Raw genomic sequence first — 20,719 nt, 5'->3', positions numbered from 1 at the left:
TTTGCGGGATGGGCCCCGGCGGCGGCCGCCGCAGGCCCACCGGGCGAGGGCGCCTTCTTCGCCCGCCCGGCATCGCCCGGGCTCCCGGGTCAGAACTGGTAGGTGGCGCTCACCAGCACGCCGCGCGGCGCACCGGGCATGTCGACGGAGCGCCAGTATTCCTTGTCCAGCAGGTTGGTGACCGCGACGGTCACGGTCCAAGGCGCGGCGCGCCAGCCCACCATGGCATCCCAGCGGGTGTAGGCCGGCAGGCGCGAGGTGTTGGCCGCGTTGAGCCAGCGGGCGCTGGTGTGCGTCACGCCGATCTCGCCGTACCACGGGCCCTGCGGCGCATAGCGCAGGAAGACGTTGCCATTGCGCTGGGCCGTGTCCTGCAGGTACTTGCCGACGTTCGCGGGCGCGCTGCGGTCCTCGGTGACCTTGGCGCTCATGAGGCCCACGCCGCCGCGCACGTACCACGAGGGCGCCACGCGGCCGGCCGCGCTGAACTCGATGCCGCGCGAGCGCTCCTTGCCGCGCACGGCCCAGGTGAACGGGTCGTTGACCGCATCGGGGCGGTACCGGATGTTGTAGTGCTCCAACTGGTAGACCGACACCTGCGTGGACAGCTTTCCGTCCAGCCAGTCGCTCTTGGCGCCGATTTCGAACTGGCGCGAATGCTGGGGCTCGTCGTCGTACACGGCGCTGGCCGAGGTGTCCACGGTGATCATGCCGCGCCCGCCGTAGGGCGAGTAGCTCTTGTTCCATGAGGCATAGATGCTGTGCTCGCGCACCGGCTGCCAGACCACGCCCAGCCGGGGGCTGACCGAGTCGCCGTCGTAGCCGCGCCCGGCGGACGTGAGCAGGTTGGTGCTGTGGAAGTCGAACCGGTCGTAGCGCAGCCCGGCCAGCAGCTTCCACTGCGTGCCCAGGCTCACGAGGTCCTGCAGGTAGAGCGCGCGGCTCTGCGCCTCGTGCAGGTTGTACTGGGTGGGCGCGCCCTGGGCGGGCTTGGGAGCCCAGGGAATGGGGCGCAGCGGGTCGTAGGTGAAGCTGGCCGCGCCGCTGGACAGGCGCGGCTGGCGCTCTTCCTCGCTGGCTTCCATGCCCACGAGCAGGTCGTGCTGCAGGCCGGCCAGCGTGAATTTGCCGGTGATGTCCACGGTGTTGGAAAGCGTCTCGTTGCGCGTCTGCTGCCAGGCGTAGTTGGGCCGCACGCGGCCGGCATAGTCGCAGCTGGCGCCTGTGGAGGTGCGGCCCCGGGCGTTGCAGTAGGTGCCGGCGAAGTAGTGGTCGAAGTCCTGGCTGGCCTCGCGCTTGCTCGCCACCCAGCGCACGCTCCAGGCCGGGTTGAAGTCGTAGCTCAGGTCCGAGCGCAGCACGCGCAGCCGGTCTTCCACCATGTCGTCGGGGTGGGCGAAACCGGTGCGGATCGACACGCCGGCGGGCAGCTGGTCGTAGGCCGGGCCACGGTCGGGCACGCGCCACACCGTGTCGTACGTGTACTGCCCGGTCCAGCGCAGGCCGGTGCGCGTGTCCACGAGGATGCTGGGCGAGACCATTTCATTGCGGTTGCGGATGCCGCTGCGAAAACTGTTCGCCTGCTCGCGGTCGGCCGTCAGCCGCACGGCCACGTTCTCGTTCAGCACGCGGTTGATGTCCAGCGTGCCGCCGACGTTGTCCCACGAGCCGCCGCGCAGGTTGATGCTGCTCTTGGCATCGAAGCGGGCCTGCTTGCTCACCATGTTGATGATGCCGCCGCCGCTGCTGCGGCCGTACAGCACCGACGCCGGGCCCTTGAGGATCTCGATGCGCTCCACGTTGGCGGTGCTGCGGCGCACCTGGCCGCTTTCACGCACGCCGTCGCGGTAGATGTCGCCCGAGTCGGCGTTGAAGCCGCGGATCATCACGCCTTCGCCCCGCATGTCGTACTTGGTGTTCACGCCGGGCACGCCGTCCAGCATGACGGCCAGGTCGTTGATGCCGTAGCTTTTGTACTTGTTGACCTCCAGCGTGTCGATGGTCTGCGGGATGTCCTTGGGCGCCATGTAGGTCTTGGTGGCCGTGGTCACGCCTTCGGGGCGCACATCGTCGGCGTCGTACTCCGACGTGACGTGCACGGTGGGCAGGGCCGCCTGGGATGCGGCTTCGGCCTGCGGCTGGGACAGGGCGGTGGCCGGCAGGCCCGCCATGCCGGCGAGCAGCGCCGCCGCGGTGGCCGTGGCCCGGGAATGGAAGAAGGCCAGGGCGGCGGCCGCTGGTGCAGGGTCCGGATGTGTCATTCGCTCTCTCTGGAAAAGAAAACGGCCGCCCGGCAGGGGCAGCCGTTTGTATCGGAAAGAGCAAAATTGTAACGTTACTGATAACGATTCGTATTTGGAATCTGGCCAAAAAAAGGGCATTCGGGCGGCCATCCGCCCCCTGCCCCGCGCCTCACCCCCCGTGCATCGCCGCCGCCACGATGATGCTGATGCCCAGGCACATGGCCGCCACCACCATGGCGAGGGCCTTGTTCTGCTTTTCGACGATCTCGGCCCACAGGTCGTAGGGCGTGAGCTTGTCGATGATGATGAAGCTCACCCAGAACACCAGCACGCCGATGAGCGCGAACAGGATGGAGCCGAAAAACGCGGCGGGCCGCAGCCATTCAAGAGCCATGATGATGACCTCCGTCAGATGAAAAGGGGTTGCAACAAGGAAGCGCGGGGGCGTCGCCGTTCCGTCATTTGTGCCCGCCCCCGCTGGAATACCCGCCGAAGGAGCCGCCCGAGCTGCGGTAGCCGCCGCCCGAAGATCGTGAGCAGTTGCTCATGAGCAGCAGCAGGATGATGAGCACGATCGCAATGACGATGATGGTCCCGCAGCCCAGGCTGGTCGCGCTGGCCAGGGGCGCGGCGTCCTCGCGCTTGAACATGTCCTGCTGGCCGCCGAGCTTGAAGGCCTGCGCCACCACCGCGCTGTCGATCTTGCTGCCGCTGGACCAGGTGATCTCGCGCGGGGTCTGCTCCATCGACAGCAGGCCGCGGCCGGTGCTGCTGGCGAAGTCGCGGTTGGCGCTTTTCTGGCCGCGCTCCACGGGCCAGTAGAACTCGCCGGCCACGTAGGTGGTCTCGGCGTCGTACTGGCTCGACAGGCGGTAGGTGGTGCCCAGGTAGGTGGCGCTCTGGCCGCCGCCGGTCAGCTGCGGCGCGCCCGTGGTGGGCCGCACCAGGCTCCAGCCGTCGGTCGCGTCCACCAGGAAGGCGAAGCCGCGCTTTTGGTGGTAGAGCAGGTATTCATCCCAGCCGAAGTGCTCGTCGTCGCCCGGCTCCACCCCCATGCGGTGCTGAAAGCCCACCACCTGCCAGTGCACGCCCTCCAGCTGCCCGGTCTGGCCCAGCGGGATGAGCGGGTTCACCGGCTCGTCCTGCACGGCGTGGCGCAGTTCGCCACCGATGCCGCCGGACAGGTCGATGAGGCTGTGGCACGACGGGCACGTCAGGCTCTTGGTGCTGCCCAGCGTCACGGGCACCGGCGCGCCGCAGTTCGGGCAGTTGAACTGGCGGCCTGTCTCGTCCTTGGCGGACGCGTCTTTCAGGCCCTGCAGTTTCAAATCGTCGAGCTGCACGGCCCGGCCGCGGTCCACCTTCGGGGGTGTGCTGCCGTAGTCGATCGACAGCACCTCGCCGTCCGCGCTGCGCAGCTCCACCATGCTGAACGGGTGGCCCAGCGGCGGCAGCTTGGGCAGCTCGCCCTGGGCGGAGATGAGCTGCGCCTGCACGTTGGCGGCCACGCTGTAGGGCTTGCCGGCCACCGCCGTGGTCATGCCGACGCGGAACTGCTCGGCCGCGGGCAGCTCACGCCCCGCCGCGGCCGGCCGCGTGAACACGTAGGCGCCGTTGTCCTCGCCCAGCGTGGCGGTGCTGCCGTCCTCCAGGAAAGCGTTCCACTCGGTCCAGGTGCCGGCGTCGCCCTTGTATTGCAGGCGCCCGATCAGCGTGAAGGGCAGGTCCTGCCCGTCCAGCACGATGCGGCCGCTGGCCATGAGCTGCAGGGGGCTGTGGTCGTCGAAGACCTCGGCCATCTTGCCCACGCGCGTGAGCACCTCGCCGCTGCGCACCACCGTGCTCTGGCAGTAGGGGCAGACGGCGTGGGTGGACTGCGCGCTCTTGAATTCGACCGGCGCGCCACAGCCGGGGCAGGGCGCGCGGTAGGTACGCTGGGTGCCGCTCTCGGCCATGTTTTTTGAGTGTTTTTGGCCTCCTGCCCTAGTATCGATTGGGCAGGATGCTATTCAATCGATAGCGAAGACTAGACCAGCTTCTTGAGCAGTTCGGCCTTCTTGGCGTCGAACTCCTCCTGCGTGAGGATGCCCTTGGCCTTGAGCTCGCCCAGCTTCTCCAGCGTGGCCATCACGTCCTCGGGCTTGACGCCCGCCGCAGGCGCGGCGGCCACGGCAGCTGCGGCCTGCTGGGCCGCGGCGGGGTTCTGGCCCTGCAGGCCCTGCTGCAGGTTCTGCGCCAGCACCTGGCCCAGCGCCACGCCGGCGCCCAGGCCCATGGCGTCGCCGGCAATGCCGCCCCCGCCGTTGCCCGAGCCTTCGGCGAATTTCGGGATCGCCTGCGCCGTCTGGTACTGCATGAACTTGCCCATGTCGTTGCCGACCATGCCCATGCCGATCTTCTGGTCCAGGATCTTCTGCAGCTCTTCAGGCAGCGAGACGTTTTGCACCGTCATGCCCTCCAGCAGCAGGCCGATCTTGGCGAACGCGGGCTGCAGCTCCTTGGCCAGGGCCTCGGCGAACATCACCTGGTTGGCCGCCAGGTCGAGGAACGGCAGGCCGCTGCCCGCGATGGCGTTGCTGATGTTCTGCAGCACCAGGCCGCGCAGCTGGCCGTCGATCTCGGAGACGGTGTACTCGGAGCGCGTGCCCGAGATCTCGGTGTGGAACAGCTTGGGGTCGGCCACGCGGAAGGCGTAGTTGCCGAAGGCGCGCAGGCGCACGGCGCCGAAATCCTTGTCGCGAATGGTGATGGGCTGCGGCGTGCCCCACTTCTGGTCCACCTGCTGGCGCGTGCTGAAGAAGTACACGTCGCTCTTGAACGGGGACTCGAAGAGCTTGTCCCAGTTCTTCAGGTAGGTGAGCACCGGCAGCGTCTGCGTGGTGAGCTTGTAGGTGCCGGGGCCGAACACGTCGGCCACCTGGCCTTCGTTCACGAAGACCGCCATCTGCGACTCGCGCACCACGAGCGTGCCGCCGTTCTGGATTTCCATGTCCCGCATCGGGAAGCGCCAGGCCAGCGTGCCGTCGCTGTCCTCGGTCCACTGGATGATGTCGATGAACTGTTTCTTGATGAAGTCCATGAGGGCCATGCGGTGCTCCCGTTCGAGGTGTGCGGAGGGGTTGGAAAGTGCGGCCATCATAGCGGCGCCCCGGGGCTTGGCTATCGCGGCGTTGGACACGATCAATTGGCGCTCGCCAATGCGAATCACTAGCATTCGTGCAGTTGTTCGTTCCCATCCGAGATTGCCCCACAGGAGTCCGCCATGTCCCGCATCCGCCAAGCCACGCTCCGCAACCTGCCCACCCTCATGAAGACGGGCAGCTACTACCTCATCCACATCTGTGTGGCGGCCCTGGTGGCCTACGCGGTCACCGGCAACCTGATCGCCTCGATCACGCTGAGCCTTCTGGAGCCCACGGTGCAGGCGGTGGCGTTCTTCTTCCACGAAAAGGCCTGGGAGCGGGCGGCCCGCCGCCGCGCGGCAGCGGCCGGCGATGCGCCCCTGGCTGCTTGAGGAAGCGGCCATGAATACCGCACCGAATCCACGCCCCCGGCAGTCGACCGGACCGTTTCAGCATTGGCTGATCGAGCGGCTGGCCGGCCTGGCCGGCGCGCTGTGATGGTCTGAGAGAAGAGGGAAAGGGAAAGAGGGCCGCCAGGCTGCCGTCGGCCCGGGCTGGCCCAGCGGACGGGTAAGAGGCGTATCCGGCGGTTCAGGCCCGGGTGTCGAGCAGCGAGCCCATCATGCGGTCTTCGGTGCGCAACACCTGCAGATTGGCCTTGAATGCATAGGTGGCCGAGATCTGGTCGACCGCATCGGCCTCGAGCGAGGCGCCTTCCTGCGCCGCACGGCCCACATTGGTGGTGGCCACGCCGCCTTGGGAGGCCACGGCCTCCTGGTCCACCGTCTGGCGCTTGAAGCCGGGGGTGTTCATGTTGGCGACGTTGTTGGCGGAGACATCCATGCGCACCTGGGCGGCGCGCAGGCCGGAGGCGGCGATCAAGGAAACAGAGGCCATGGGAGTGCTCCGGTGGAGGGCGAGGAAGTGCCTGGATTATCCGCCGCAGGTGCAGGAATGACCAGCCCGGCCGTGAAAACGACTGGGAATGATCGCAGGCCCCTGCGCTTGCTTCGGCATGGCCGAGGCGTTGGTTTTTTCACCAGGGCACGCAGGGCCCGGCGTGGCGCGAAACGCTAAAGCGTACACAAGTGTTTCGAAATGAAATGGCTGTGGCTGCACGGCCGGCTCGGCGTTTGGTTGCGCGCCGCAGCGCACGCCGGGCGCGGTATCGAGACAGGCGCCCCGCCAACGCCCGGGCGGCGTGGTGGCCGAATCACTTCTAAAACTGAACAAGTTTGTGCACATATTGAAATCATCGGCGCGACCGGTGATTCCAAGATGCCTCCAGGCGCTGGCGTGGCGCGCGGCATCGGTTCTGGCCGCGCACCCGCCAGCGCCGCCCGGCCTCGCCGTTTCAACATCCCATCGCCTTCGGAGGTTTCCATGCAGTCCACCTTGTTGCTTCCCGACGTCCACCCGTCCTCCCCCGCGCGCCGCCGCCTGCTGGCCGGTGGCGCGGCTTCCGCCACACTGGCGCTGTTCGGTTGCGGTGGAGGGGGCGGCGGCGGTGGCGATGTCTCCGGCGTCGGCAGCACGGCCGATGCGTCGTTCTCCAGCGGCCCCATCAGCGGCTTCGGCTCCATCATCGTCAACAACCTGCGCTACGACGACACCGCCGCGCGCATCCTGGACGATGCCGGCCAGGCCGTCACCACCGCCGCCCTGCGGCTGGGCATGGTGGTGGAGGTGAACGGCTCGGGCATCGCGGTGGACGCCAGCGGGCTGCGCCGCTCCGTGGCCTCGACCATCAGCCTGCGCAGCGAGATCGAGGGGCCCATCACCGCCATCGACGCCGCCGCCCGCACCTTCGCCGTGCTGGGCCAGACCGTGCAGTGGGCCGATGCCACGCTCTACAGCGACAACCTGCCCAATGGCGCGGCCAGCCTGGCGGTGGGCCAGGTGGTGCAGGTGTTCGGCCTGCGCAACCCCGACGGGCTGTACAGCGCCACGCTGGTGGTGCGCGACGAGCCCGTGCCCACCCGCTACAAGCTGCGCGGCGTGGTCGCCGCGCTGGACGGCACGGCGCAGACCTTCCGCATCGGCGGCGCGGTGATCGCCTACGGCGCCGTCGCGTCGCAGGCCCCCGGCATCGCCAACGGGCAGTACGCCCGCGTGGAGCTGCAGACGGCGCCCGACGCGTCCGGCCGCTGGGTGGCCTCGGCCCTGCGCACCACCGCCAGCAGCGTGACGCTGCCCAGCGGCAGCAACGTGGCGGTCGAACTCAAGGGCTACGTCACCGCGTTCACGAGCAACACGGCCTTCAGCGTGAACGGCGTGCCGGTCAACGCCAGCGGCGTGGCCAACCCGCCTGCGGACCTGGCGCTGGGCCGGCGCGTGGACGTGAAGGGCGTGTTCGTGAGCGGGCAGTTCAATGCGAGCGAGATCGCGCTGGAAGAGGCCGGCAGCCTGGCCAGCCGCAGCTTCGACGTGAAGGGATCGATCCAGCGCGTGATCCCGGCGGCCTCGGTGATCGTGGTGCGCGGCGTGCCGGTCCACTACGCCAGCGCCCGCTTCGAGGGCGGCACCGCGTCCGACCTGGCCGAGAACCGCTCCGTGGAGATCCAGGCGCAGGTGGCCGCCGGCACCTTCGGCCTGGTGGCGCAGACCATCCGATTCGTTGCCTGATTCGATTGCTATCAATTAAATAGCGGTATGCCCTAGTAGATATTGCGCTGGAGGCCGATGGGGCTGACCATGGGCCGGCGCGGGCGCCTTTCGCCCCGAGCCGCCCGGGTCCGCTGCGCTCCGCTTTCAGTCGGCGTTCACGTACTCCGGATGGCGGGCGCAGATCTCGTCCACCTGGCTGAGCGTGCCTGACAGGTGCGTGCGCAGCGCCTCCTGGGCGCCGGGCGCGTCCCCCTGCGCGATGGCCTCGGCGATGCGGCGGTGGTCGGCCAGCACCGACGCGGCCTTGCCCGCGCTGGGCAGGTGCAGGTGGCGCAGACGGTCCACGTGGCCCGAGTGGCTGCGCACCAGCTCCCACAGGCGCGGCACCTCGGCGGCCTCGTACATCAGGCGGTGGAACGCCAGGTCGGCCTGCGAGAACGCTTCGGGCTCCAGGGGCTCGGCCGCGGCCTGCATCACGCCGATCTGGGCCTGCAGGCGCCGGGCGACGGCCTCGCCGCCCTGCAGCGCCAGCGTGCGCACCACTTCCAGCTCGATGGACCGGCGCAGGTAGTGCGCCTGCCGCGCGGCGGCCACGTCGATGCGGCTCACCACCGTGGCGTGCTGCGGAAAGATGTCCACCAGCCCCTCTTCGCCCAGCCGCATCAGCGCATCGCGCACGGGCGTCTGGCTGATGCCGAAGCGTTCGGCCAGCTCGGCGCGGGCCAGCACGGTGCCGGGGGTGAGGTCCAGCGACACGATGGCCGCGCGCAGCTTTTCGAAGATCTGCGGCGCCGCGTGGCGCGACCGGTCGAGGCGGACTTTGTCTCTCACGTTCATAGGCGGCGGATTGTCGCACCGCACGATTTTGACGTACTAATATATTAGTGCTTTAATGCGCCAAAACCTGTGATGGAGCCTATGACGACGACCCGCCGCCCCCCCGAGTCCCTGCGCAGCGCACGCTGGTTCGCCCCCGACGACCTGCGCTCTTTCGGCCACCGCTCCCGCATCATGCAAATGGGCTACGCGCCCGAAGACTGGGTGGGCAAGCCCATCATCGCCATCGTCAACACATGGTCGGACATCAACCCCTGCCATGGCCACTTCAAGCAGCGCGTGGAAGACGTCAAGCGCGGCGTGCTGCAGGCGGGCGGCTTTCCCATCGAACTGCCTGCCATCTCGCTGGCCGAGGCCTTCGTCAAACCCACCACCATGCTCTACCGCAACATGCTGGCCATGGAGACCGAAGAGCTGCTGCGCAGCCACCCGGTCGATGGCGCGGTGCTGATGGGCGGCTGCGACAAGACCGGCCCCGGCCTGCTGATGGGCGCCATCAGCATGGGCCTGCCCTGCGTCTTCGTGCCCGCCGGCCCCATGCTGCGCGGCAACTACAACGGGCAGGTGCTGGGCTCGGGCTCGGACGCGTGGAAGCTCTGGGACGAGCGCCGCGCCGGCCAGATCACGCAGACACAGTGGCTCGGGGTGGAAGGCGGCATCGCCCGCAGCCACGGCACCTGCATGACCATGGGCACGGCCAGCACCATGACGGCGATCGCCGAGGCCATCGGCATGACGCTGCCGGGCGCCTCGTCCATCCCCGCGCCGGACGCCAACCATGTGCGCATGAGCGCCGAGAGCGGCCGCCGCATCGTCGAGATGGTCTGGCAGGACGAAACCCCGGCGAAGCTGCTGAGCCGCGAATCGTTCCTGAACGGCATCAACGTCGCCATGGCCGTGGGCTGCTCCACCAACGCCATCGTCCACCTCGTGGCCATGTCGCGCCGCGCGGGCGCGCACTGCGCCGTCACGCTGGATGACTTCGACGCCGCCAGCCGCCACGTGCCCGTGATCGCCAACGTGCGGCCCAGCGGCGACACCTACCTGATGGAGGACTTCTACTACGCCGGCGGCCTGCCCGGCCTCATGTCGCGCATGCCGCAGCACCTGCACCTGGGTGCGCGCACCGTCACCGGCCGCACGCTGGGCGAGAACATCGAAGGCGCCGCCGTGTTCAACGACGACGTGATCCGCCCGTTGGACAACCCCATCTATGCCGAGGGCGCGCTCGCCGTGCTGCGCGGCAACCTGGCGCCCGACGGCGCCGTCATCAAGCCCAGCGCGTGCGCGCCGCACCTGCAGCAGCACACCGGCCCGGCGCTGGTGTTCGACGACTACCCCAGCATGAAGGCCGCGGTGGAAGACCCCGACCTCGACGTGACGGCCGACCACATCCTGGTGCTGCGCAACGCCGGCCCGCAGGGCGGCCCCGGCATGCCCGAATGGGGCATGCTGCCCATCCCCGCGAAGCTGGTGAAGCAGGGCGTGCGCGACATGCTGCGCCTGTCCGATGCGCGCATGAGCGGCACCAGCTACGGCGCCTGCATCCTGCACGCCGCGCCCGAGGCCTACATCGGCGGCCCGCTGGCGCTCGTGAAAACCGGCGACCTCATCACCGTGGACGTGCCCGCGCGCCGCATCCACATGGAGGTGAGCGACGAAGAACTCGCCCGCCGCCGCGCCGCCTGGACGCCGCCGCCCGCACGCTACCAGCGCGGCTACGGCTGGATGTTCAGCCGCCACATCCTGCAGGCCGACCAGGGCTGCGACTTCGATTTCCTAGAAACCGGCTTCGGCGCCCCCGTGCCCGAGCCCGACATCTTCTGACCCCCGGAGACATGCCCTTGAACCCCGCCACCCGCGACCGCCTCGCCCACGTCAGCACCGCCACGCTGTGCACCGCCCTCTTCAAGAAGGGGCTGCGCAACCAGTTCCTGCAGAACGTCCACCCCCTGCGCACCGGCCGCGCCAACATGGTGGGCGAGGCCTTCACGCTGCGCTACATCCCGGCGCGCGAAGACCTGAACACCATCGACGTGTTCAAGAACCCCGACCACCCGCAGCGCAAGGCCGTGGAAGACTGCCCGCCCGGCGCCGTGCTGGTCATCGACAGCCGCAAGGACGCGCGCGCCGCATCGGCCGGCTCCATCCTCGCCTCGCGCCTCATGAAGCGCGGCGTGGCCGGGCTGGTCACCGACGGCGGGTTTCGCGACACGCCCGAGATCGCCGCGCTCGACATGCCGGCCTACCACCAGCGCCCCTCGGCGCCCACCAACCTCACGCTGCACCAGGCCATCGACATCAACGGGCCCATCGCCTGCGGCGACGTGGCCGTGTTCCCCGGCGACGTGCTGGTGGGCGATGGCGAGGGCGTCATCGTCATCCCCGCGCACCTGGCCGATGAGATCGCCGCCGAAGCCACCGAGATGACCGCCTTCGAAGACTTCGTGACCGAAAAGGTGCTGGAAGGCCGCTCGATCATCGGCCTGTACCCGCCCACCGACCCCGCCACCCACGGCGACTTCGCCGCCTGGCGCGCCGAGAAAGGCCGCTGACACCCGGCACACACCGCCCGAACCGCTTTTTTCCGCTGTTCCCCCTTCCCCACATCGCAGCACCACAACGACACCCGGAGACAAACCCCATGCGATTCATGCGACACACCACCCTGCTGGCCGCCCTGGCCCTGGCCCCATTCCTTGCGGGCGCCCAGGAATGGCCTACCGCCAAGCCCATCACCTACGTCGTGCCGTTCACGCCCGGCGGCTCCACCGACATCATCGGCCGCGTGCTCGCCAACAAGCTGGGCGAGGCGCTCAAGCAATCGGTGGTGGTGGACAACAAGCCCGGCCAGGCCGGCGGCATCGGCGCCTCGTACGCGGCCAAGGCCCCGCCGGACGGCTACACCCTCTTCGGTGGCACCATCAGCACGCACGCCATCAACGCCAGCCTGTACAAGAACCTGTCGTACAACCCGGTCAAGGACTTCGAGCCCGTGGCCCTGGTGGCCACGCTGCCCAACGTGCTCATCGTCAACCCCGCGCTGGGCGTGAACTCGGTCAAGGAACTGATCGAGCTGCTCAAGAAAGACCCGTCCAAACGCATGTTCGCGTCGTCGGGCGCGGGCACCTCCACCCACCTGGCGGGCGAGATGTTCGGCGACCTGATCGGCGTGAAGCTCACTCACGTGCCGTACAAGGGCACGCCGCCCGCCCTCACCGACGTGGCCGCCGGCCAGGTGTCGTTCATGTTCGACCAGATGACCGCCGCCCTGCCCCTGGCCAAGGCCGGCCGCGTGAAGCTGCTGGCCGTGACCACCGGCCAGCGCATCGCCCTCGCGCCCGAGCTGCCCACCATGATCGAATCGGGCGTGGCCGGCTTCGAGATGTCGTCCTGGCAGGCCGTGTACGCCCCCAAGGGCACGCCCAAGGCCGTGGTCCAGCGGCTGAACGCCGAGATCGTCAAGGCCCTCAAGCAGCCCGACGTGGTGGACAAGCTGCACACGCAGCTGGGCATGGACATCGTGGGCAGCACCCCAGAAGCGCTGGCGGCGCACATGGCCAAGGAGATTCCGCGCTGGGCGGAACTGGTGAAGAAGTCGGGGGCTTCGGCGGATTGAGCGACGGGGAAGTGCGCAGGCCTGCTCCTGGCTTGAGGCCTGCACTCTCTAAGGAAGTCAAAGTGTCTGCCGGCGATGCATTGCTTGTGAAATATCGGAGGCCGTGGATGTAAGCGATGCGCAAGAAAAATCGGGACACTGCGACGCGACCATGGAAGACATCGCCGCATCTGATCTCAAATCCATACTCCACTCCAAGCGGGCCAATCTCTACTACCTTGAGCACTGCCGGGTCTTGGTCAATGGTGGCAGGGTTGAATATGTGACGGATGCAGGCAAGAAAAGCCTGTACTGGAATATTCCCATCGCCAATACCACCAGCATTCTGCTGGGAACAGGCACCTCGATTACCCAGGCGGCCATGCGTGAACTGGCCAAAGCCGGCGTGTTGGTGGGGTTTGCGGGCGGCGGGGGCACCCCGCTGTTCAGTGCCAATGAACTGGACGTGGACGTGGCATGGTTCGCACCGCAGTCCGAGTATCGCCCGACGGAGTATCTGCAAGCGTGGGTGCGTTTCTGGTTCGACGAAGAACTGCGGCTGATGGCAGCCAAAGCCCTCCAGATCCAGCGGCTGCAAAGGCTGCGGACGCAATGGACCACGCGTGCTGTGCGCGAGGCCGGATTCGCGGTGGATGCGCAACGCTTGCAAAACTTGCTGGATCCCTTTATGGCGCACATCGCCAATGCGCCAGACATCACCACCTTGCTCACCGATGAGGCGCGTTTGACCAAGGCGCTTTTCAAACTGGCGGTGGATGCAACGGGCTATGGCGATTTCACACGCGCCAAACGCGGTACCGGCAGCGATGCCGCCAACCGCTTCCTGGACCACGGCAACTATCTGGCCTACGGGCTCGGCGCGACCGCCACGTGGGTGTTGGGTCTCCCGCACGGCCTGGCAGTGCTGCACGGCAAGACACGGCGGGGTGGGCTGGTCTTTGATGCGGCTGACCTGGTGAAGGATGCCTCGATCCTGCCGCAGGCCTTCCTCTCGGCGATGCGGGGAGACGATGAACAGCAGTTTCGCCACCACTGCATCGACGCCCTCACCCGCAGCGAATCACTGGACTTCATGATCGATACGCTCAAGGCAATCGCATTGGAGACGGCGAGGCACGCACAGAAGTCGGCGCTGTGAACGTCCTTTTCGTATCCCAATGCAGCAAACGGGCTTTGACGGAAACCCGCCGCATCCTTGATCAGTTCGCGGAACGGCGTGGGGACCGCACCTGGCAAACCCCCATCACGGCGGATGGATTGGACAGCGTTCGCCGGCTTCTGCGTAAAACGGCTCGCAAAAATACCGCTGTCGCGTGCCATTGGATCCGCGGCAAAGACCACAGTGAGCTGTTGTGGGTGGTGGGCGATGGCCGGCAGTTCAATGCGCAAGGCGCGACCCCCACCCACACCACGGCCAGCAACATCCTGCGCGTGGAGGATGAAAGCAGTTGGCACCACTTGCCTCTGATGACTTCGCTGGCGGCGCTCGCTGCCCTGCTTCACGATTTGGGAAAAGCCACGCAAGCTTTTCAAGACCGGCTGAGAAATCCCGGTGTGCGCGAGCGCAACCACTACCGCCATGAATGGGTCTCGGTGCGCCTGTTTCAGGCTTTTGTGGGCCGCGATGACGATGCTGCATGGCTGCAGCGTCTGGCCTGTTGTGCCGACGCCGCCACGGACACCAGAGCGTTCGAAGCGCTATGGCTGGACCACGCAGGAGGGCGATTGCTACGCGACGGTCTTGATGAACCGCAGGCCACGCAGCATCTGCCTTTTGCCCAAATGCCACCGCTCGCACAAGCGGTGGCTTGGCTGGTATTCACCCACCATCGCTTGCCTTGTCTTCCGGTGCATCGGCCCGAAGGCAGCCATGAGGAGGACATCAGCCTGCCTCGCGCCCGATGGCACCGCTTTGGCGCCCGCCCCCCATTCGTCAACAGCAAAGAGTTGGATGGGGCCCTGGCCCGCGTCAGCGCTGATTGGAACGAGCCCCGCGAGCAAGCCTCCACCGCCACCGTACAGGTCCACTGGCATTTTCCGCATGGCTTGCCTGTGGCAACACTGGCCTGGCGCAAACAGGCTGCGCGCTATGCCCGCAAACTGCTGGCACGGCCCCAAGCCCCGGGCGACGCAGGCGTATTGCATGACCCCTACACCATGCATGTGGCGCGCCTGTGCCTCATGTTGGCAGACCACCACTATTCCAGCATCAGCGACGAGCCACGGCGTCTGCCCTATCGGAACGCGGGCTACCCGCTGTACGCCAATACCTGTACAGACGCAATCAAAAAAGATAGCGACAAGGGGCTTTTGGGAAGCGCGGGAAGCCGTTTTTCAATCAAACGTTGGACGAACACCTGCTTGGCGTTCAAGGGCATGCCACACTGATTGCGCGCTCTTTGCCCAGCCTCGGGCGAAGCCTGCCCGCACTGCAAAACCACAAGCCACTGAAAAGGCGCAACACCGACATCCGCTTCGCCTGGCAAGACAAAGCTGCCGACTTGGCTGCGAGCGTGCGCACCCGTGCCGCTGTACAAGGCGCTTTCATCGTCAGCATGGCTTCCACAGGATGCGGCAAGACGTTGGGCAACGCCCGGATCATGAATGCGCTCGCCGACCCTGCCACGGGCCTGCGTTGCGCGTTCGCCATCGGGTTGCGCACGCTCACGCTGCAAACCGGGCGCAGTTTCCAGCGCGATCTGGGGCTGGGTGAGGAGCAACTTGCCATCCAGGTAGGCGGCGCAGCCAGCCGGGCTTTGTTTGACCATTGGGAGCGGCAGGCCGAGACCACGGGCTCTGCATCACGCCAGCGGTTGCTGGATGAAGCGTGTACCGTGCTCTACGAGGGACACGACCAGCACCCCCTGCTGCAGCGCCTGACCGACGATGCCCAAGCCCGCGCGCTGATCGCCGCACCGTTGCTGGTCTGCACGGTGGACCATCTCACCCCCGCCACCGAAAGCCTGCGTGGCGGTCGCCAGATTGCACCCATGCTGCGGCTCATGACTGGCGACTTGGTACTGGACGAGCCAGACGATTTCGACATGGCCGATTTGCCTGCCTTGACGCGCCTGGTGCATTGGGCAGGGTTACTGGGTTCTCGCGTGCTGCTGTCGTCCGCCACGTTGCCGCCGGCACTGGTGGAAGGACTGTTCCTCGCTTACCGTGCCGGGCGCGCGGTGTACCAGCAGCATCGCAGCGAAAGGCCCAATGCGCCGGTTGATCCTTGCTGCCTGTGGATCGATGAGTTCCACCAGACCACGCAGGACTGCGCCGATGGTGCCGCTTTTCGTGTGGCACATACCCAATACGTGCAAAAACGGTTGATTCGGCTGGCCCAGGCGGAAGTGCGCCGTCTCGCGCAGATCGCCGATTTGCCTGATGAGTGGCGTGACATGGACCAGGCCGAACGGCGCACGGATTTTGCACGCCTGATGCTGCACCATGCCTGGCAGTTGCACCAGCAGGCCTGCAATCACATGATCGATTCCGTCAGCGGCAAGCGTGTGAGCCTGGGACTGATCCGCATGGCCAACATTGCCCCGCTGTACGACGTGGCTTTGGCGATCCATCGGTTGGGTGCACCGGCTCCCGGGGTGCGCGTGCATCTGTGCGTGTACCACTCGCAATTCCCTCTGCTGGCCCGATCGGTCATCGAGCAGCAGCTCGATACCCTGCTCGATCGCCGCGGCGCCCGTGGCGGGCAAGACCCTGTGCTCCAGCGCCCCGCATTGCGTGCGCTCATCGACGCCCACCCCGAGCACCACCACTTGTTCATCGTGCTGGGTAGTCCCGTCACTGAAGTGGGGCGGGACCACGATTACGACTGGGCGGTGGTCGAGCCCTCGTCTATGCGGTCGCTGATCCAACTGGCGGGCCGCGTGCGCCGTCATCGGCCGGGTAGCGTGGCAGATGCCAACATGGTGGTACTCGACCGCAACCTGCGGTCTTACGAGCACATCGGCGAAGCGGCATTTTGCAAGCCTGGGTTCGAGATGGGTTCGCAGTCCGCCGGTACGACCGACGCAGCGCGCTGGTTCCACTTGAAGTCCCACCGCTTGCGCGATGTGATGGCGCACGCGGCACAAGGCAACGCGCCGTGGGCGGTGGATGCGCAGCCGCGCATTGCGGTGGCCGCCGGCAAGCTTCAGCCCCGCCGTTACCTGGTGGACTTGGAACATGCCCGCATGCATGACAGCATGCTGCCGCGCCATGCAGACGGTCAAGACACCACCGCCCCCATCCGCGCAGCCAGCCTGCATTGGGCCCATCCAGGCAACCTGTGGCTCACCGGCCTGCTGCCGCAATACCAGCGCTTTCGCTACGACCCACAACCGCGCGACGACGTGGTCCTGCTGCCGGATGAAGACGAATCCACCTTGCAATTGCATCGCGTCGATGACGGGCCTGGTCGAGGCGACAGGCTCTACGTGCGCATAGAGGACAGCTTGCTGGATCGGGTGCCGGAGGCCGCATTGGCCGCCCGCACTGTTTCACCCTGGTCGAGCGTGAACCTGATGCATGAACTGACCCAATTGGCGCAGGCCCAGGGGTTGACCTTGCAACAGTGTGCTGAACGCTATGCCGGTGCCAGCTTGCCATCCCAGCAGCAGGGATGGCGGTTTCATGAGCTTTTGGGATTCAACAAGAAGGAGGTGTCTTGATGTCATTGAAGTGCCGATACATAACGTCTAACTGCGGAGGCCGAAGTCATGCCGAAAGCTGAAATTCCCATCGCATACCGCAGTTTCCGGGAGGCCATACAAGCGTTTTTAAAAGAACGTCTGGGGGCCAAGCTAGATAAAACCGAGGAAGGGGAGGATGCGAAGCGTCAGGAACTGATCACTCAGCACCACCCGAGCAGGTGGCTGAAAGAAGCTGCAAAGCGAGTGCATCAAATCCAGGCCGTCACCCACTCCCTCAAACCCATCCACCCGGACGCGCGTGGCACCAATCTGTATGTGGAGCCTAGGCATCTTCCTCCGCTGGATGATCTGGGCAGCCATGCCCTCGGCGATCGGTTTGTCGGCGATGTGGTGGGCAACGCGGCAGCGCTGGATGTGTACAAGTTGCTCAAGCTGGAGGTGAATGGGCGCACTTTGTTGAACGCCCTGCTGGACCAGGATCCCGACGCCCTCGCGGCGCTGGACGCGGACCCTGTGCAGGCCCACGCGTTGCGCGACGCGTTTGTGTCGCTCATCCAGCCGCGGTCCGGAGGCGCCAGCAGCCACCCGCTGGCCAAGCAGCTCTATTGGCTTGTGGGCGCAGATGCCGGCAGGGACAGCGACTATGTCCTGCTCGCGCCGCTTTACGCCACGTCGCTGGCCCAGGCCGTGCATACCCAGGTGCAGGAAGACCGCTTCGGCGAAGCCAACAAAGCCGCCCGCCAGGCCCGGCGCGAGCGCAAAGCGCACGAAGGCACGTATCACGTCTATCCCGGGCTGGCGGTGCAGAACATGGGTGGGACCAAGCCGCAGAACATCAGCCAGCTCAACAGCGAGCGACGGGGCATGAACTATCTCCTGTCGTCGCTGCCACCCCAATGGAAATCCAGTGAAGGGCGATTCCCCGTGCATGCGGAATCGGTGTTCGACCGCCTGTTCATCGTCCGCCCAGAGGTACGCCAGACGGTACGTGCACTGCGGCATTTTCTCGAATCCGACCCCGAGCCCAACCAAGCGACGCGCCAGCGGCGCGAAGCCCTGCTGGATACGCTGCTGGACGAACTGGTTTCGCTGGCCGCTGAGATGCAGCAACTGCTGCCACCGGGGTGGACCGTGCATGACCCGGAAAAACGCTTTGCCAAGCTGAACTACCAAGAGCAGCTTTGGCTGGACCCGCTGCGTGCTGAGCTACCGGAAGAGCCGGTATTTGCGTTCGATTGGCTTTACATGGACTGGCCTGCAGCCATCGGTAAGCGCTTTGCCAACTGGCTGAACGATCAGCTGCGTGGCAAGCTGCCGCTGGGCGATGCCGAAGCGCGCGAGTGGAAAAAAGTGCTATTGACCGATGAGGACGGCTTCCGGCAGCGATTGCGCGAAATGCGTGACAAGTGGGACGCGCCGCACTATGTGCCCATCCGACAAACGCATGCTGAACTGGCCAAGGCATCGGGGGAGGACGCATGAGCCAACCCCAACCCCAGGCCCTTCTCGTTCTCCCCCATCTGCGGATCCAGAACGCCAACGCCATCGCCAGCCCGCTCACGCACGGCTTTCCGTCCATCACGGCCTTTACCGGGCTGATGTGGGCACTGGAGCGCAAGCTGGCCCTGGCCGGTGTGGCATTGCGCCTGCATGCGGTGGGCGTGGTCTGCCACCACCACCAGGAACAGGTGACGCACGGCTATGTGCGCAGCTTCAACCTGACGCGCAATCCCGTGGACAAGGATGGAAGCACCGCCGCCATCGTGGAGGAGGGACGCATGCATCTGCAGATCACTCTGGTGGTCGCCGTGTCCGAAAAAAACACGCCTGACACGGCATCGGTGCTGGTGCAGGGCAATCAGGCGCAATGGGCGGAGTGGGCTCGCATCGCTGGTGAAACCCTCGCGGGCATGCGCGTGGCGGGCGGCAGTGTGCTGCCCTCGCGCGCCGTGCCAGGAAAACGCGTGCGGCCATGGATGGACATCGTGCCCGATGACCCGGTGGAAGCTGCCAGCCTCTTTCGCGCATGGCGTCGGCAGTGGCTACCCGGCTTTGCCTTGGTGGGGCGCGACGACCTGCTGATGGGGCGCTTGCAGCAACTGCGTGCGACGCATGCACAAGCCACTTTGCTGGATGCCTGGCTGCACGCGTCCCGTTTCAACCATCAGGCGTTGCCGAGCGCGGACGGAATGCCTGCAATCGACGGTCAAGTGGCCTGGGGGGATCCGTTTCGGCCCAAAGGCAGCGGGTGGATCGTGCCCATCCCCGTTGGCTATGCAGCGCTCACGGCCCTCCATCCCGCAGGCAGTGTGCGCAATGCCCGAGATGCCACGGTGCCCGTGCGCTTCGTTGAGTCGGTGTACTCGCTGGGCGAATGGGTCAGCCCGCATCGGCTTCAGAGCCTGCAGCAATTGCTATGGCAGGCCGAGACCGACGAAACCCTGGGTCTGTACCGCTGCCGCAACGGCTATCGGCCGCTCCCTGGACAGGATGGCGCCAACGCCGCAACCGGCGCCGCCAGTGACTGGGATGACGAAGAGGCCTATGACTACACCTGAGCAGACAGTGCCTTATCCCGCTTGCCTGATTCACCCTCCATTTTTCAAGGATTGACACCATGACCGAGAAACTCACCACCGCTTCCGTCCTGGCCTTCGAGCGCAAGCTCGACCCGTCTGATGCCGTGTTCCATGCTGGCCGCTGGGACGACCAAGCCCAATCGCATGCCTGGCAGCCCGTCACCATCCAGCCCAAGTCGGTGCGCGGCACCATCAGCAATCGGCTCAAGGCCAAAGACCAAGACCCCGCCAAGCTGGACGCCGCCATCGAAAAGCCCAACCTGCAAACTGTGGACGTGGCCGCGTTGCCCCCACAGGCCGACACGCTCAAGGTGCAGTTCACGCTGCGCGTGCTGGGTGGCGCAGGCACCCCGTCGGCCTGCAATGGCGCGGCCTATCAGGCCAAGCTGCTGACGACCGTGCAGGGCTATGTGCAGCAGCATGGCTTTGCCGAACTCGCGCAGCGCTACGCCGCCAACCTGGCCAATGGCCGCTTTCTGTGGCGCAACCGCGTTGGCGCCGAGCGCGTTCAGGTCATCGTGGAACGATTGCAAGACGGCAAGGCCGCTGAGTCCTGGTCTTTTGATGCCCTGGCGCTGAACACGCGCGCGGTAGGTGCTGTCAGTTCCGAAGTACCTGGGGTGCAAGGGCTGGGCCAGCTCATCGCGGGCGGGCTGGCAGGCAGCACCCATGTGCTGCTGCAGGTGACGGCCTTTGTGCGCCAAGGCGCGGGGCAAGAAGTGTTTCCGTCGCAAGAACTCATTCTGGACAAGGGCAGCGCGGGCAAAAGCAAAACGCTGTACCACGTCAACGGTGTGGCTGCAATTCACTCGCAGAAGATCGGCAACGCCATTCGTACCATTGACACCTGGTACGACGGCGCCGGCGAACTGGGCCCGATTGCCGTGGAACCCTACGGCTCTGTCACCACCCAGGGAAAGGCGTATCGGCAGCCGAAGCAGAAGCTGGATTTCTACACGCTGCTGGATGAATGGCTGCTGAAAGACAAGGTGCCCCCCACCGAACAACAGCACTTTGTGATGGCCGTGTTGATCCGTGGCGGCGTGTTTGGCGATGCGAGCTGAGT

17 protein-coding genes are annotated in these 20,719 nt (G+C 66.4%); 11 read left to right on the top strand and 6 right to left on the bottom strand.

Annotated elements, in window-relative coordinates:
* Window positions 1–89: 89 nt before the first annotated feature.
* The 4 genes from R1Z03_RS03040 to R1Z03_RS03025 form a co-directional block, all read right to left on the bottom strand.
* The gene (locus R1Z03_RS03040; protein WP_317356769.1) at window positions 90–2,261 is read right to left on the bottom strand and encodes a TonB-dependent siderophore receptor; all 2,172 of its coding nucleotides are present in this window, start codon (window positions 2,259–2,261) and stop codon (window positions 90–92) included.
* Window positions 2,262–2,412: 151 nt separating this feature from the next.
* Window positions 2,413–2,637: a DUF350 domain-containing protein gene (locus R1Z03_RS03035; RefSeq protein WP_272566455.1), complete on the bottom strand. Its 225-nt coding sequence runs from the start codon at window positions 2,635–2,637 to the stop codon at window positions 2,413–2,415.
* Between the two features lie 64 nt (window positions 2,638–2,701).
* On the bottom strand, window positions 2,702–4,198 hold the full coding sequence (locus R1Z03_RS03030) for a DUF4178 domain-containing protein (protein ID WP_317356766.1): 1,497 nt from the start codon (window positions 4,196–4,198) through the stop codon (window positions 2,702–2,704).
* Between the two features lie 71 nt (window positions 4,199–4,269).
* On the bottom strand, window positions 4,270–5,331 hold the full coding sequence (locus R1Z03_RS03025; protein WP_317360223.1) for an SPFH domain-containing protein: 1,062 nt from the start codon (window positions 5,329–5,331) through the stop codon (window positions 4,270–4,272).
* 174 nt (window positions 5,332–5,505) lie between these two features.
* Here R1Z03_RS03025 and R1Z03_RS03020 point away from each other — a divergent pair, with 174 nt between their 5' ends.
* Window positions 5,506–5,757 (top strand): DUF2061 domain-containing protein, encoded by a 252-nt coding sequence (locus R1Z03_RS03020; protein ID WP_272566451.1) that lies wholly within the window; start codon window positions 5,506–5,508, stop codon window positions 5,755–5,757.
* Window positions 5,758–5,956: 199 nt separating this feature from the next.
* Here the strand turns inward: R1Z03_RS03020 and R1Z03_RS03015 are convergent, their stop codons facing one another.
* A complete protein-coding gene (locus R1Z03_RS03015; RefSeq protein WP_317356763.1) occupies window positions 5,957–6,262 on the bottom strand; it encodes a flagellar basal body protein in 306 nt (101 codons plus the stop codon).
* A 486-nt stretch (window positions 6,263–6,748) separates the two neighbouring features.
* Between R1Z03_RS03015 and R1Z03_RS03010 the strand changes: the two genes are divergently transcribed.
* Complete coding sequence (locus R1Z03_RS03010; protein WP_317356761.1) at window positions 6,749–7,990, top strand: DUF5666 domain-containing protein; 1,242 nt, start codon at window positions 6,749–6,751, stop codon at window positions 7,988–7,990.
* Window positions 7,991–8,116: 126 nt separating this feature from the next.
* Here the strand turns inward: R1Z03_RS03010 and R1Z03_RS03005 are convergent, their stop codons facing one another.
* Window positions 8,117–8,809 (bottom strand): GntR family transcriptional regulator, encoded by a 693-nt coding sequence (locus tag R1Z03_RS03005; protein WP_317356759.1) that lies wholly within the window; start codon window positions 8,807–8,809, stop codon window positions 8,117–8,119.
* Window positions 8,810–8,890: 81 nt separating this feature from the next.
* Here R1Z03_RS03005 and araD point away from each other — a divergent pair, with 81 nt between their 5' ends.
* The 9 genes from araD (at window position 8,891) to csy3 (ending at window position 20,717) form a co-directional block, all read left to right on the top strand.
* Window positions 8,891–10,636 (top strand): L-arabinonate dehydratase, encoded by a 1,746-nt coding sequence (gene araD / locus R1Z03_RS03000; protein ID WP_317356757.1) that lies wholly within the window; start codon window positions 8,891–8,893, stop codon window positions 10,634–10,636.
* 17 nt (window positions 10,637–10,653) lie between these two features.
* A complete protein-coding gene (locus R1Z03_RS02995) occupies window positions 10,654–11,364 on the top strand; it encodes a ribonuclease activity regulator RraA (protein ID WP_284397471.1) in 711 nt (236 codons plus the stop codon).
* Between the two features lie 98 nt (window positions 11,365–11,462).
* The gene (locus R1Z03_RS02990) at window positions 11,463–12,428 is read left to right on the top strand and encodes a Bug family tripartite tricarboxylate transporter substrate binding protein (RefSeq protein WP_372588230.1); all 966 of its coding nucleotides are present in this window, start codon (window positions 11,463–11,465) and stop codon (window positions 12,426–12,428) included.
* 151 nt (window positions 12,429–12,579) lie between these two features.
* Entirely contained in the window at window positions 12,580–13,566 is a 987-nt protein-coding gene (gene cas1f / locus R1Z03_RS02985; RefSeq protein WP_317356751.1) for a type I-F CRISPR-associated endonuclease Cas1f, read from the top strand.
* A 35-nt stretch (window positions 13,567–13,601) separates the two neighbouring features.
* Window positions 13,602–14,816, top strand: coding sequence for a CRISPR-associated endonuclease Cas3'' (locus R1Z03_RS02980; protein ID WP_317356750.1), 1,215 nt, complete (start codon window positions 13,602–13,604; stop codon window positions 14,814–14,816).
* On the top strand, window positions 14,774–17,092 hold the full coding sequence (cas3f, locus tag R1Z03_RS02975) for a type I-F CRISPR-associated helicase Cas3f (RefSeq protein ID WP_317356748.1): 2,319 nt from the start codon (window positions 14,774–14,776) through the stop codon (window positions 17,090–17,092). The genes R1Z03_RS02980 and cas3f overlap by 43 nt, the downstream gene beginning before the upstream one ends.
* A gap of 48 nt (window positions 17,093–17,140) precedes the next feature.
* Complete coding sequence (csy1, locus tag R1Z03_RS02970) at window positions 17,141–18,556, top strand: type I-F CRISPR-associated protein Csy1 (RefSeq protein ID WP_317356745.1); 1,416 nt, start codon at window positions 17,141–17,143, stop codon at window positions 18,554–18,556.
* A complete protein-coding gene (gene csy2, locus R1Z03_RS02965) occupies window positions 18,553–19,632 on the top strand; it encodes a type I-F CRISPR-associated protein Csy2 (RefSeq protein WP_317356742.1) in 1,080 nt (359 codons plus the stop codon). Before csy1 ends, csy2 begins: the two co-directional genes overlap by 4 nt.
* A gap of 59 nt (window positions 19,633–19,691) precedes the next feature.
* Window positions 19,692–20,717: a type I-F CRISPR-associated protein Csy3 gene (gene csy3 / locus R1Z03_RS02960; protein WP_317356740.1), complete on the top strand. Its 1,026-nt coding sequence runs from the start codon at window positions 19,692–19,694 to the stop codon at window positions 20,715–20,717.
* The last annotated feature ends 2 nt before the right edge of the window (window positions 20,718–20,719 follow it).

It is taken from the genome of Acidovorax sp. BLS4, from assembly GCF_032929295.1.
In the GTDB taxonomy this organism is placed as follows: domain Bacteria; phylum Pseudomonadota; class Gammaproteobacteria; order Burkholderiales; family Burkholderiaceae_C; genus Paracidovorax.
This window is presented reverse-complemented; position numbering and strand designations above follow the sequence as displayed.